At 68.6% G+C, this 11233-nt stretch carries 19 protein-coding genes; all 19 read left to right on the top strand.

Going from position 1 to position 11233, the window contains the following annotated elements:
- The coding region (locus tag Q0L54_RS07095; RefSeq protein ID WP_296666554.1) for a type Z 30S ribosomal protein S14 at positions 1–116 on the top strand (116 nt) is incomplete at its 5' end.
- Between the two features lie 57 nt (positions 117–173).
- Positions 174–572 carry a 30S ribosomal protein S8 gene (rpsH, locus tag Q0L54_RS07090; RefSeq protein WP_296666552.1) on the top strand — a complete coding sequence of 133 codons (399 nt, stop codon included), beginning with the start codon at positions 174–176 and terminating at the stop codon, positions 570–572.
- Positions 573–592: 20 nt separating this feature from the next.
- Positions 593–1129 carry a 50S ribosomal protein L6 gene (gene rplF, locus Q0L54_RS07085; protein WP_296666549.1) on the top strand — a complete coding sequence of 179 codons (537 nt, stop codon included), beginning with the start codon at positions 593–595 and terminating at the stop codon, positions 1127–1129.
- Between the two features lie 3 nt (positions 1130–1132).
- Positions 1133–1504 (top strand): 50S ribosomal protein L18, encoded by a 372-nt coding sequence (rplR, locus tag Q0L54_RS07080; protein ID WP_296666546.1) that lies wholly within the window; start codon positions 1133–1135, stop codon positions 1502–1504.
- A gap of 26 nt (positions 1505–1530) precedes the next feature.
- Entirely contained in the window at positions 1531–2097 is a 567-nt protein-coding gene (rpsE, locus tag Q0L54_RS07075; protein WP_296666543.1) for a 30S ribosomal protein S5, read from the top strand.
- A gap of 2 nt (positions 2098–2099) precedes the next feature.
- Positions 2100–2282 (top strand): 50S ribosomal protein L30, encoded by a 183-nt coding sequence (gene rpmD / locus Q0L54_RS07070; protein WP_062314489.1) that lies wholly within the window; start codon positions 2100–2102, stop codon positions 2280–2282.
- Positions 2282–3019 carry a 50S ribosomal protein L15 gene (gene rplO, locus Q0L54_RS07065; RefSeq protein WP_296666538.1) on the top strand — a complete coding sequence of 246 codons (738 nt, stop codon included), beginning with the start codon at positions 2282–2284 and terminating at the stop codon, positions 3017–3019. The genes rpmD and rplO overlap by 1 nt, the downstream gene beginning before the upstream one ends.
- Positions 3020–3094: 75 nt before the next feature.
- Entirely contained in the window at positions 3095–4393 is a 1299-nt protein-coding gene (gene secY, locus Q0L54_RS07060; RefSeq protein ID WP_296666536.1) for a preprotein translocase subunit SecY, read from the top strand.
- Positions 4393–4956 (top strand): adenylate kinase, encoded by a 564-nt coding sequence (locus tag Q0L54_RS07055; protein WP_296666534.1) that lies wholly within the window; start codon positions 4393–4395, stop codon positions 4954–4956. Before secY ends, Q0L54_RS07055 begins: the two co-directional genes overlap by 1 nt.
- Before the next feature lie 8 nt (positions 4957–4964).
- Positions 4965–5774, top strand: coding sequence for a type I methionyl aminopeptidase (gene map, locus Q0L54_RS07050; protein ID WP_296666533.1), 810 nt, complete (start codon positions 4965–4967; stop codon positions 5772–5774).
- Between the two features lie 154 nt (positions 5775–5928).
- On the top strand, positions 5929–6543 hold the full coding sequence (locus Q0L54_RS07045) for a hypothetical protein (RefSeq protein WP_296666530.1): 615 nt from the start codon (positions 5929–5931) through the stop codon (positions 6541–6543).
- 153 nt (positions 6544–6696) lie between these two features.
- A complete protein-coding gene (locus Q0L54_RS07040; RefSeq protein ID WP_296666528.1) occupies positions 6697–7002 on the top strand; it encodes a hypothetical protein in 306 nt (101 codons plus the stop codon).
- A 121-nt stretch (positions 7003–7123) separates the two neighbouring features.
- Positions 7124–7345, top strand: coding sequence for a translation initiation factor IF-1 (gene infA / locus Q0L54_RS07035; RefSeq protein ID WP_061960952.1), 222 nt, complete (start codon positions 7124–7126; stop codon positions 7343–7345).
- Between the two features lie 48 nt (positions 7346–7393).
- Entirely contained in the window at positions 7394–7507 is a 114-nt protein-coding gene (gene rpmJ, locus Q0L54_RS07030; RefSeq protein WP_062069916.1) for a 50S ribosomal protein L36, read from the top strand.
- 121 nt (positions 7508–7628) lie between these two features.
- On the top strand, positions 7629–7997 hold the full coding sequence (rpsM, locus tag Q0L54_RS07025; protein WP_296666519.1) for a 30S ribosomal protein S13: 369 nt from the start codon (positions 7629–7631) through the stop codon (positions 7995–7997).
- Between the two features lie 3 nt (positions 7998–8000).
- Complete coding sequence (gene rpsK, locus Q0L54_RS07020) at positions 8001–8390, top strand: 30S ribosomal protein S11 (protein ID WP_061963598.1); 390 nt, start codon at positions 8001–8003, stop codon at positions 8388–8390.
- A 154-nt stretch (positions 8391–8544) separates the two neighbouring features.
- Entirely contained in the window at positions 8545–9531 is a 987-nt protein-coding gene (locus Q0L54_RS07015; RefSeq protein WP_296666514.1) for a DNA-directed RNA polymerase subunit alpha, read from the top strand.
- An 18-nt stretch (positions 9532–9549) separates the two neighbouring features.
- Entirely contained in the window at positions 9550–10149 is a 600-nt protein-coding gene (gene rplQ / locus Q0L54_RS07010) for a 50S ribosomal protein L17 (protein ID WP_296666511.1), read from the top strand.
- Between the two features lie 40 nt (positions 10150–10189).
- The gene (gene truA, locus Q0L54_RS07005; RefSeq protein WP_296666509.1) at positions 10190–11050 is read left to right on the top strand and encodes a tRNA pseudouridine(38-40) synthase TruA; all 861 of its coding nucleotides are present in this window, start codon (positions 10190–10192) and stop codon (positions 11048–11050) included.
- The last annotated feature ends 183 nt before the right edge of the window (positions 11051–11233 follow it).

Here is an 11233-nt window from a genome sequence, read left to right as displayed (position 1 = left end):
GCCAGCGGTGTGGACGTCCGCACTCCGTGTACCGCAAGTTCGGCCTCTGCCGCGTGTGCTTCCGGGAGATGGCTCACCGCGGTGAGCTTCCCGGCATCACCAAGAGCAGCTGGTAAACAACGACGCCACAGGTCCCCAACCGGGAAACCACGGCGAGGAAGAGTTCAACACTCATGACGATGACTGACCCGATCGCAGACATGCTCACGCGTCTGCGCAATGCAAACGCGGCATACCACGAGACCGTGGCGATGCCTCACTCCAAGCTCAAGGCGAACATCGCCAAGATCCTGGAGGCCGAGGGCTACATCTCCGGCTCCGCGGTGGCGGACGCCGAGGTGGGCAAGACCCTCACCCTGACGCTGAAGTACGGCCCCAACCGCGAGCGTTCGCTCGCCGGTGTGCGCCGTGTGTCGAAGCCCGGCCTTCGCGTGTACGCCAAGTCCAGCAACCTGCCGAGGGTTCTCGGCGGCCTGGGCGTGGCCATCCTGTCCACCTCCTCCGGTCTGCTGACCGACCGTGAGGCCGAGAAGAAGGGCGTCGGCGGCGAAGTCGTCGCGTTCGTCTGGTAACCGGAAAGGAGACCTCAGCTATGTCACGCATTGGCAAGATCCCTGTTCCGGTTCCCTCCGGAGTGGACATCACGATCGACGGCGCCGACGTCACGGTCAAGGGCCCCAAGGGCGCCCTGTCCCACACCGTCGCTGCCCCCATCACCGTGGAGAAGGGCGACGCCAGCCTCCAGGTTCACCGCCCCGACGACGAGCGTGTCTCGAAGTCGCTGCACGGCCTCACCCGCACGCTGATCGCCAACATGGTGACCGGCGTGACGTCGGGCTACGAGAAGAAGCTCGAGATCGTCGGCACGGGTTACCGCGTCGCGCTCAAGGGCTCGGATCTCGAGTTCGCGCTCGGCTTCTCGCACCCCGTCGTGGTGACGCCGCCCGAGGGCATCACCTTCACGGTCGAGAGCCCGACCCGCTTCACCGTTGCCGGCATCAGCAAGCAGCAGGTGGGCGAGGTCGCGGCCAACATCCGCAAGATTCGCAAGCCCGAGCCGTACAAGGGCAAGGGCGTCCGCTACGCAGGCGAGCAGGTTCGCCGCAAGGCCGGAAAGACGGGTAAGTAAGACATGGGCATCGCAATCAAGGGCAAGGGCAAGGCGATTCAGCGCAAGCGTCGCCACTTCCGCCTGCGCAAGAAGATCTCCGGCACCAGCGTCCGTCCCCGCCTCGTGGTCACCAGGTCCTCGCGCCACATGATGGCGCAGATCGTGGACGACACCGTGGGCAAGACCCTCGCGTCGGCGTCGACCCTCGAGGCCGACGTCCGTGCGATCGACGGCGACAAGACGGCCAGGGCCGCGAAGGTGGGCCAGCTGGTCGCCGAGCGCGCCAAGGCCGCGGGCATCGACACCGTGGTCTTCGACCGCGGTGGCAACAAGTACCACGGCCGTGTCGCTGCCGTGGCCGACGGAGCCCGAGAGGCGGGCCTCGCCCTCTAGGGCGCGGCCAGGAGTGAGGAAGACTTATGGCTGACAACAACAGCGGCCGTCGCGGCAACCGTCGCGACAACGAGCCGGAGAACAAGTTCCTCGAGCGCGTCGTCACCATCAACCGCGTGTCCAAGGTGGTGAAGGGCGGTCGACGCTTCAGCTTCACCGCGCTCGTGGTCGTCGGCGACGGCGAGGGCAACGTGGGCATCGGTTACGGCAAGGCGAAGGAGGTGCCGGCCGCGATCTCGAAGGGTGTCGAGGAGGCCAAGCGCAACTTCTTCCGCGTGCCGCGCATCCAGGGCACCATCCCGCACGTCGTGCAGGGTGAGGCGGCCGCAGGCGTCGTGTTCCTGCGTCCCGCGTCGCCCGGTACCGGCGTGATCGCCGGTGGCCCCGTGCGTGCGGTGCTCGAGTGCGCCGGCATCCACGACGTGCTGAGCAAGTCGCTCGGCTCGTCCAACGCGATCAACATCGTGCACGCGACCGTGGACGCCCTCAAGCGCCTCGAGCGCCCCGAGGCCGTCGCCGCTCGCCGTGGCAAGGCCGTGGAGGACGTGGCCCCGGCCGCGATGCTCCGCGCCCAGGCAGCGGGGGTGAAGTAGTCATGGCACGACTCAAGGTCGTTCAGAAGAAGTCGGCGATCGGCACGAAGCCGCAGCACCGTGAGACCCTCCGGTCGCTCGGTCTGAAGCGCATCGGCGACATCGTCGTCAAGGAGGACCGTCCCGAGATCCGCGGGATGGTCAAGGCGGTGGACCACCTGGTCGCCGTGGAGGAGGTTGACTGATGGCTGACGCCAAGAAGCCGGCGGACGAGTCCGCCGAGAAGGCAGCGCCTGCCAAGAAGCCGGCCGCCAAGAAGCCGGCTGCCGACGAGGCTGCGCCTGCCAAGAAGGCGGCCGCCAAGAAGCCGGCTGCCGACAAGGCCGCCCCGGCCGAGAAGGCCGCGCCTGCCAAGAAGCCGGCCGCCAAGAAGACCGAGGCGGCCGCGAAGGCCGCCCCGGCCGAGAAGGCCGCTCCTGCCAAGAAGCCGGCCGCCAAGGCTGAGCCGACGGTCGAGCAGTCCGCGGACAAGGTGGCGACCCTCAAGGTCCACCACCTTCGTCCGGCGCCGGGCGCCCACACCAAGAAGACCCGCGTGGGTCGCGGTGAGGGTGGCGCGAAGGGCAAGACCGCGGGCCGCGGCACCAAGGGCACGGGTGCCCGCTACCAGGTTCCGGAGCGTTTCGAGGGCGGCCAGACGCCGATCCACATGCGCATCCCGAAGCTGCGTGGGTTCAGGAGCCCGTTCAAGGTCTATTACCAGGTTGTCAACGTGGGCCAGCTCGGCGAGCTGTTCCCCGCCGGCGGTCAGGTGACCAAGGCCGATCTCGTGGACAAGGGCGCCGTGCGCAAGAACCAGCCCGTCAAGGTGCTGGGCGACGGCGAGATCTCCGTCAAGGTCACGCTGGTGGATGCCGACAAGGTGTCGCAGTCGGCGAAGACCAAGATCGAGGCCGCGGGCGGCTCGGTCAACGAGGGCTGACGTCGCGCCGGGCCCGTCCTCTGACGGGCCCGGCCGCGTGTCCCTCGGTTTCTCACAACCCGCACTGGAGGATCAATGCTGAGTGGCTTCATGAGTGCGTTCCGCACGCCGGATCTGCGGAAAAAGCTCCTCTTCACCATCGGCATCCTCGCGATCTACCGCCTGGGCGTCGCGATCCCTACGCCGGGCGTCGACTTCGGCAACGTGCAGCAGTGCCTCAATCAGACGAGCACCAACAGCGCGTTCCAGATCCTCAACCTGTTCTCGGGCGGCGCGCTCCTGCAGTTGTCGATCTTCGCGCTGGGCATCATGCCCTACATCACCGCGTCGATCATGGTGCAGCTGCTGCGGGTGCTCATCCCGCGCTTCGAGACCCTCTACAAGGAGGGCGCCGAGGGCCAGGCCACGCTCACCCAGTACACGCGCTACATCACCGTGGGCTTCGCGGCCATCCAGTCCGCGTCCTACATCACGATGGCCCGCAACGGCGTGTTCTTCCCGGGCTGCTCGGTCCCCGTGATCCCCAACGACTCGTGGACCATGATCGCGATCATGGTGCTGACCATGACAGCCGGCACGGTGTTCATCATGTGGCTGGGCGAGCGCATCACCGAGCGCGGCGTCGGCAACGGCATGTCGCTGCTCATCTTCACGTCCGTGGCCGCGTCCTTCCCGGGCGCCGTGTCCACGATCTGGAACTCGTCGAACGGCCCGACCAACACGCTGCTGGTGGCACTCGCACTGCTCGTGGTCATCGCGGCAGTCGTGTTCGTCGAGCAGTCGCAGCGGCGTATCCCGGTTCAGTACGCGAAGCGCATGGTGGGCAGGAAGATGCTGGGCGGCTCCTCCACCTACATCCCGTTGAAGATCAACATGGCGGGCATCATCCCCGTCATCTTCGCCTCGTCGCTGCTGACGATCCCGCAGGTGATCCGGCAGTTCCAGGGCAACGATCCGTCGGACTGGATGCTGTGGCTGGACAACAACCTGGCGAGTCCGAGCGCACCGCTGCACATCATTCTCTACATCCTGCTGATCGTCTTCTTCGCGTACTTCTACACCGCGATCACGTTCAACCCGACCGAGGTCGCGGACAACATGAAGAAGTACGGCGGATTCATCCCGGGCATCCGGCCGGGCACTCCCACGGCGGAGTTCCTCGACTACGTGCTCTCGCGCATCACCGCGGCGGGCTCGCTCTACCTGGCGATCGTCGCGCTGGTCCCCACGCTGCTGTTCGTGGCGCTGGGTCTCGCGACCAACATCCCGTTCGGCGGCACGTCCATCCTGATCCTCGTGGGTGTGGGTCTGGACACCGTCAAGCGGATCCAGTCGCAGCTCGAGCAGCGCCACTACGAAGGGTTCCTCAAGTAATGCGAGCAGTCCTCCTCGGGCCCCCCGGTGCCGGCAAGGGCACCCAGGCCGCCCGCCTCTCGGTGCGCTTGGGTGTCCCGGCGATCTCCACCGGCGACATCTTCCGCGTCAACGTCAAGGGCGGCACGGCCCTGGGTCTCACGGCGCGGGAGTTCATGGACGCGGGCCACCTGGTCCCCGACGAGGTCACCAATGCGATGGTGCGGGATCGGCTCGCCCAGGACGATGCGGCGGAGGGCTTCCTGCTCGACGGCTACCCCCGCAACCCCGAGCAGGCGGTGGAGCTCGACTCGATGCTCGCCGAGCTGGGTTCCGGCCTCGACGTCGCGATCGAGATCACGGCGAACTTCGACGTGGTCACGGATCGCCTCCTCAAGCGTGCCCAGGTCGAGGGCCGCGCGGATGACACCGAGCCGGTGATCCGCAAGCGGCTCGACGTGTACGCGAACTCAACCGCGCCGCTCACCGCCTTCTATGCCGGTCGCGGCCTGCTGGTGCAGGTCGACGGGCTGGGTGGGATCGACGAGGTCACGGATCGCCTCGTGGCCGCGGTCGCCGCCTGACCCCCATCATGGCCGGGCGGATCGAGCTCAAGACCCGCGAGCAGATGCGGGTCATGGCGCAGGCTGGCGTGATCGTCGAGCGCGCGCTGGCGGCCGCTCGGGCGGCGTGCGTTCCCGGCGCCCCCACGCTCGCCGCGGACGCCGCGGCGGCCGGCGTGATCGCCGAGGCCGGGGCCACCTCGAACTTCCTCGGGTACCACGGCTACCCGGCGACCGTCTGCATCTCCGTCAACGACCAGGTGGTGCACGGCATCCCAAGCGATCGGCGCCTGGCCGAGGGCGACGTGGTCTCGATCGACTGCGGAGCCGTGGTGCGCGGATGGCATGGCGACAGCGCGATCAGCTTCATCGTGGGCGACCACGCAGCTCCCGCAGACGCGGCGCTGGTCGACGCGACCGAGCGCGCCCTCTGGGCCGGGATCGCTGCGCTGGCGACCGCGGACCACGTGTCCGACGTCTCCGCCGCGGTCGAGGACGTGACCGACGCGGCAGGCCTGCACGCCCTCGACGGCTACGTGGGCCACGGCATCGGCACCGCTATGCACATGGCGCCGGACGTACCCAACTACCGCACGCGGGGCCGCAGCCCGCGCGTGCGTCCGGGGATGTGCCTGGCGATCGAGCCCATGCTCGTGATCGGTACCCCGGAATCCGCGACGCTCAACGATCAGTGGACCGTGGTGTCGCTCGACGGCTCGCGCGCCGCCCACTGCGAGCACTCGATCGCGGTGCACGAGGACGGCATCTGGGTGCTGACCGCGGCCGACGGCGGGGCCGCGCGCCTGGCCGCCCACGGCATCGTCCCCGCGGCTCCGTAGGAGAGGGGTTGGGGCCGAACGCGCTCCCCAGGGTGTGTCGCATGCCTCAGCAGTTCACCAGATCGTTACGCAGGAGCCACGCGCGGGCAAAACCCGCCGTCTAGGGTGGTCATCATCCGGCGAACCCCCACGCCGGGCGGCTGAGGAGGGCGCCATGGCGCGAGGGTTCAACTACGCGCCGGGAGCGAGCGCGGAGGTGGACGAGGCCGCGCTTCCCGGTCTGGCCAAGGAACGGCTCACGCAACTGGGCAGCTCGAAGAACGCCGTGGTGCGGGAGGCGGTCGCGCGCCGCGAGGACTGCCCGTTCGGGATCATGGTCACCCTCGCGCACGATCACGTCACCGCGGTGCGCACCGCGGTCGCGGCGAACCCCCGGGTCCTGCACTCGGTGATCGAGTACCTGTCCCGCGACCGGCAGGTGGAGGTGCTGCTCGCCGTGCTCGCGAACCCCGCGGTCACCCCGGACATCGTCGATCAACTCGCCAGCCACCGACGCCGCGAGGTGCGAGACGGCGCGATCGCGGCGCACGAGTCCGGTGGGGCGGCCAGGAACATCGACGATGCGCACACGCCCGAGCTGCGCGACCGGGTGTTCGAGGAGTCGCGGGCCCGGCGAGACGCGATGCTCGCGGCCGTGGCCGAGCAGGATCGTGCCGCCGCCGATGAGGCCATGGAGTCCGCGGAGCCGCTCGCGGAGGCATCCGTGCTGCCGAGCCGACCCACCCGCACGGCCCCCGTGCGCGGCTTCCGGCCGCCGGTCGACGTCTGACCACACCGGGAGTTCGCCGTCCCGTCACCTCGGCGAGCGGACGTTCCGCGGTTGTCGGCACGATTGTCGAATGTTGGATTCACCACAGCGATTTGACCGCGAATATGGTGAATCCGGAGGATACTCGGTATAGCCCGAAGGGGGAGGTGTGGCATGGTCGTTCCTGCCAGCGGGGCGTCGGAAGACGTCAAGCGAGCGCTGGATCCTGAGGTCACCGGCGCGGACCTGCTGCCCTTCGCGGTCCATCGCGAGCCCTCGGTGCGCGCCTCGGTCGCCTCCCGAGAGGATTGCCCGATGGGTGCGCTCGTCTCCCTGGGCCACGACTCGAGCCTCGAGGTGCTGAGCGCCCTGCTCGCGAACCCGCACACGCCCTCATCGGTGGTGCGGCGCCTCGCGGACCACCGCGACCCGCGCATCTCGGACCTCGCGGTCCAGCGTCTCCGCAACGCCTTCCGCTGACCCGCCGGAGCGCCCCTCACACGGGCGCCACGTGGTTGAGAGGCGCGCGCGGATGCAGTATAGTTTTCCGTTGGGCGTTTTTGCGCGCCCGCATCCCTGTCAATCAACGTTAGCGGAGTTCATGGCCAAGAAGGACGGCGTCATCGAGGTCGAAGGCACGGTGGTGGAAGCACTGCCGAACGCATCGTTCCGCGTGGAGTTGACGAACGGGCACCTGGTGCTCGCGCACATCTCCGGAAAGATGCGACAGCACTACATCAGGATCCTCCCCGAGGACCGTGTAGTGGTGGAGCTCAGCCCCTATGACCTGTCTCGCGGCCGCATCGTCTACCGCTACAAGTGAGCCGTCGTCCGAGCGCATCCGTGCGCGACGTCGACGCAGGAAAGAACCATGAAGGTTAAGCCCAGCGTCAAGCCGATCTGCGACAAGTGCAAGGTCATTCGACGCAATGGCCGAGTGATGGTCATCTGCGAGAACCTGCGCCACAAGCAGCGTCAGGGCTAGACACACAACGATCCTCGTTCGACCACAGGCATGAAACCCCCGGCTCGGAGGCCGGGGCCCGCGACACCACGCGGGGCGGTCGAGCGACAGACCTCCGACTACTGATGGAGTAGACAAGAAAATGGCACGCATCGTCGGTGTCGACATCCCGCGCGACAAGCGCATGGAGGTCGCACTCACCTACATCTACGGCGTCGGGCGCACCCGCGCCCAGCAGATCCTCGCCGCCACCGGCATCAGCCCGGACCTGCGCGTCAAGGACGCGACGGACGACCAGCTGGTCGCCATCCGTGACTACATCGAGGGCAACTTCACCGTCGAGGGCGACCTTCGCCGCGAGGTCGCCGCCGACATCCGCCGCAAGGTGGAGATCGGCAACTACCAGGGTCTGCGCCACCGTCGTGGCATGCCCGTCCGCGGACAGCGCACCAAGACCAACGCCCGCACCCGCAAGGGCCGCAAGAAGACCGTCGCCGGAAAGAAGAAGTAAGCCATGGCCGCACCCACGCGCAAGCCGCGCAAGAAGATCAAGAAGACCGTCGCTCACGGTCAGGCTCACATCAAGTCGACCTTCAACAACACGATCATCTCCATCACGGACCCCTCGGGAGCCGTCGTGTCGTGGTCGTCCTCCGGTCAGGTGGGCTTCAAGGGATCGCGCAAGTCGACGCCCTACGCCGCGCAGATGGCCGCCGAGGCCGCCGCTCGCCGCGCGCAGGACGCCGGCATGAGCAAGGTGGACGTGTTCGTCAAGGGTCCGGGCTCCGGCCGCGACACCGCGATCCGCTCGCTGACGGCCGCCGGCCTCGAGGTGACCTCCATCAAGGACGTCACCCCGCAGGCTCACAACGGCTGCCGCCCGCCCAAGCGTCGCCGCAACTAGCACTCCCGCGCGTGTCTCCACGCGCTCCAGGTCACGGGCCCGCCTGCCTGGCACAGGCCCGTGACCGCTCCACCTCAGCCCCTGGCCCCTGCCGGACCGAACCCGGCAGGGAACCGCGAGCATCAGATAGCGGATGCTCGGAAAGGAAAGAAACGTGCTGATCGCACAGCGTCCCACGTTGACCGAGAAGGTCATCGCGGAGAACCGTTCGCAGTTCTCCCTCAAGCCGCTCGAGCCTGGCTTCGGCTACACGCTCGGCAACTCCCTCCGTCGTACCCTGCTCTCGTCCATCCCGGGCGCGGCCATCACGTCGGTGCGGTTCGAGGGCGTCCTCCACGAATTCACCACCATCGACGGGGTGAAGGAGGACGTGACCGAGATCCTGCTCAACCTCAAGAACCTGGTGGTCTCGTCCGAGCACGACGAGCCCGTGGTGATGTACCTGCGCAAGTCGGGCGCGGGCGCCGTCACCGGCGCCGACATCGCGCCGCCGGCCGGTGTCGAGGTCCACAACCCGGACCTGCACATCGCGACGCTCAACGCCAAGGCGCGGTTCGAGGTCGAGCTGACCGTCGAGCGCGGCCGTGGCTACGTGCCGGCCGCCCTCAACAAGAGCTACGACGCCGAGATCGGTCAGATCCCGGTCGACTCGATCTACTCGCCCGTCCTCAAGGTGACCTACAAGGTCGAGGCCACCCGTGTCGCCCAGCGCACGGACTTCGACGAGCTGATCATCGACGTCGAGACCAAGTCGTCCATGTCGCCCCGTGACTCGCTCGCGTCCGCCGGTTCGACGCTGGTCGAGCTGTTCTCGCTCGCTCGCGGCCTCAACGAGGCCGCCGAGGGCATCGAGATCGGCCCGTCGGATACCGAGGAGTCGCTCGAGGAGGACTACAACCAGCCGATCGAGGAGCTCAACCTCACGCAGCGGTCCTACAACTGCCTCAAGCGCGAGGGCATCCACACGGTGGGCGAGCTCACCGCGCGGTCCGAGGCGGACCTCATGGACATCCGCAACTTCGGCCAGAAGTCGATCACCGAGGTCAAGGAGAAGCTCGCGGAGCTGGGCTTCTCCCTGAAGGACAGCGCGGTCGAGTACGACAGCGCCTCGTCCGTGTACTTCTCGGGCAGCGACGAGTAACAAGGAGAATCTTCAATCATGCCTACCCCCACCAAGGGCGCCCGCCTGGGCGGCGGCCCCGCGCACGAGCGTCAGATGCTGGCGAACCTCTCGCAGAGCCTGTTCGAGCACGGCCGCATCACCACCACGGTGACCAAGGCCAAGCGCCTTCGCCCGCACGCCGAGCGCCTCATCACCTTCGCGAAGCGCGGCGACCTCGCCTCGCGCCGCAAGGTCCTCGGGATCATCCCGGACAAGGGCGTGGTCCACAAGCTCTTCGCCGAGATCGGCCCCGGTTTCGCCGAGCGTGATGGCGGCTACACCCGCATCACCAAGGTCGGCTTCCGCAAGGGCGACAACGCGCCCCTCGCGGTGATCGAGCTGGTCGAGTTCGGCACGCCCGCCAAGAAGGCCGTCTCCAAGGAGGCCGAGAAGGCCACCAAGAAGGCCGCCCCCAAGAAGGCCGCGAAGGTCGAGGCGGCCCCCGTGGTCGACGAGACCGTCGAGGACGAGGCGATCGACGCCGTGCACGCGGCGGAGCCCGCCGAGGGCCCGGAGACCGTCGACGCCCCCGAGGCGATCGACGCGGAGCACGCCGAGGCTCCGGCCGAGGGCGCCGACGAGGCCGAGACCAAGTAGTCACTGCCGTCCACGGACGGCGCACACGAGGCGGGTCCGCATGATCGAGCACACATCGATCGTGAGGGCCCGCCTCGACCTTTCCTACGACGGGACCGACTTCTCCGGGTGGGCCGCCCAGCCGGGCCTCCGCACGGTCCAGGGAGTCCTCGAGGACGCGCTGGCGCGCATCGTCCGCCAGGAGAAGCGCCCGCGCGTCACGGTCGCCGGCCGCACCGATGCCGGGGTCCACGCCCGCGGCCAGGTGGCACACGTCGACGTGGACGCCGGGGCATGGGAGCGGATGCCGGGGCGCGCCGAGCGCTCGCCCGCGGAGGGCCTGCGGGCGCGACTCGACGGGGTGCTGCCGGACGATGTGGTGGTGCGCCGCGTGAGCGTCGCGCCCCCGGGATTCGACGCCCGCTTCTCCGCCACCGAGCGGCGCTACGCCTACCGGGTGTGCGACGGGGTTCCCGACGTGCTCACCCGCCGCCACGTGCTGCGCGTCGACCGCCCGCTCGACGTGGCCGCCCTTAACGCCGCATCGTCCACCCTGACCGGGCTGCGCGACTTCGCGGCGTTCTGCCGCGGTCGCGAGGGCGCCACGACCATCCGGGATCTGCTCGAGCTGTCGTGGGAGCGGGTCGAGGACGGGCCCGACGTGGGGCTGGTGGTCGCGACCGTGCGGGCCGACGCCTTCTGCCACTCGATGGTGCGTTCCCTGGTGGGCGCGCTGCTCGCGGTGGGCCAGGGCCGCCGGGAACTGGACTGGCTGGTGGCCGTCGCCGCGTCCCAGGAGCGGTCGCAGGCGGTCGCCGTGGCGCCCGCGCACGGCCTTACGCTCGAGGCCGTCGCCTACCCGGACGATGCGCTGCTGGGCGAGCGGGCGGAGGCCACCCGGGGGCGCCGGACCCTGGATTGACCGGCGCGCTTTCGCTCGCGTATGATGGTGCGTCGTTGTGCGTTCCCGTTGGACGGTGCCTTCCACTCGCCTCCGCAGGACCCGCCGACCGAAATGCTTCACGGTGATTCCTCACCGTCCACCAGAACGAGAAAGCAAGGCCTTACAGTGCGTACGTACTCTCCCAAGCCGGGTGACGTGACC

The organism is Demequina sp., assembly GCF_024642165.1.
Classification (GTDB): Bacteria; Actinomycetota; Actinomycetes; order Actinomycetales; family Demequinaceae; genus Demequina.
The sequence above is the reverse complement of the archived record's forward strand: the minus strand, read 5'-3'. Positions and strand labels throughout refer to the sequence as shown.

What these genes read in the sequence shown, in the direction of transcription:
- rpsH (WP_296666552.1), top strand. Translation starts at nt 174, where the DNA reads ATGACGATGACTGACCCGATCGCAGACATGCTCACGCGTCTGCGCAAT.
- rplF (WP_296666549.1), top strand. Translation starts at nt 593, where the DNA reads ATGTCACGCATTGGCAAGATCCCTGTTCCGGTTCCCTCCGGAGTGGAC.
- rplR (WP_296666546.1), top strand. Translation starts at nt 1,133, where the DNA reads ATGGGCATCGCAATCAAGGGCAAGGGCAAGGCGATTCAGCGCAAGCGT.
- rpsE (WP_296666543.1), top strand. Translation starts at nt 1,531, where the DNA reads ATGGCTGACAACAACAGCGGCCGTCGCGGCAACCGTCGCGACAACGAG.
- rpmD (WP_062314489.1), top strand. Translation starts at nt 2,100, where the DNA reads ATGGCACGACTCAAGGTCGTTCAGAAGAAGTCGGCGATCGGCACGAAG.
- rplO (WP_296666538.1), top strand. Translation starts at nt 2,282, where the DNA reads ATGGCTGACGCCAAGAAGCCGGCGGACGAGTCCGCCGAGAAGGCAGCG.
- secY (WP_296666536.1), top strand. Translation starts at nt 3,095, where the DNA reads ATGCTGAGTGGCTTCATGAGTGCGTTCCGCACGCCGGATCTGCGGAAA.
- Q0L54_RS07055 (WP_296666534.1), top strand. Translation starts at nt 4,393, where the DNA reads ATGCGAGCAGTCCTCCTCGGGCCCCCCGGTGCCGGCAAGGGCACCCAG.
- map (WP_296666533.1), top strand. Translation starts at nt 4,965, where the DNA reads ATGGCCGGGCGGATCGAGCTCAAGACCCGCGAGCAGATGCGGGTCATG.
- Q0L54_RS07045 (WP_296666530.1), top strand. Translation starts at nt 5,929, where the DNA reads ATGGCGCGAGGGTTCAACTACGCGCCGGGAGCGAGCGCGGAGGTGGAC.
- Q0L54_RS07040 (WP_296666528.1), top strand. Translation starts at nt 6,697, where the DNA reads ATGGTCGTTCCTGCCAGCGGGGCGTCGGAAGACGTCAAGCGAGCGCTG.
- infA (WP_061960952.1), top strand. Translation starts at nt 7,124, where the DNA reads ATGGCCAAGAAGGACGGCGTCATCGAGGTCGAAGGCACGGTGGTGGAA.
- rpmJ (WP_062069916.1), top strand. Translation starts at nt 7,394, where the DNA reads ATGAAGGTTAAGCCCAGCGTCAAGCCGATCTGCGACAAGTGCAAGGTC.
- rpsM (WP_296666519.1), top strand. Translation starts at nt 7,629, where the DNA reads ATGGCACGCATCGTCGGTGTCGACATCCCGCGCGACAAGCGCATGGAG.
- rpsK (WP_061963598.1), top strand. Translation starts at nt 8,001, where the DNA reads ATGGCCGCACCCACGCGCAAGCCGCGCAAGAAGATCAAGAAGACCGTC.
- rplQ (WP_296666511.1), top strand. Translation starts at nt 9,550, where the DNA reads ATGCCTACCCCCACCAAGGGCGCCCGCCTGGGCGGCGGCCCCGCGCAC.
- truA (WP_296666509.1), top strand. Translation starts at nt 10,190, where the DNA reads ATGATCGAGCACACATCGATCGTGAGGGCCCGCCTCGACCTTTCCTAC.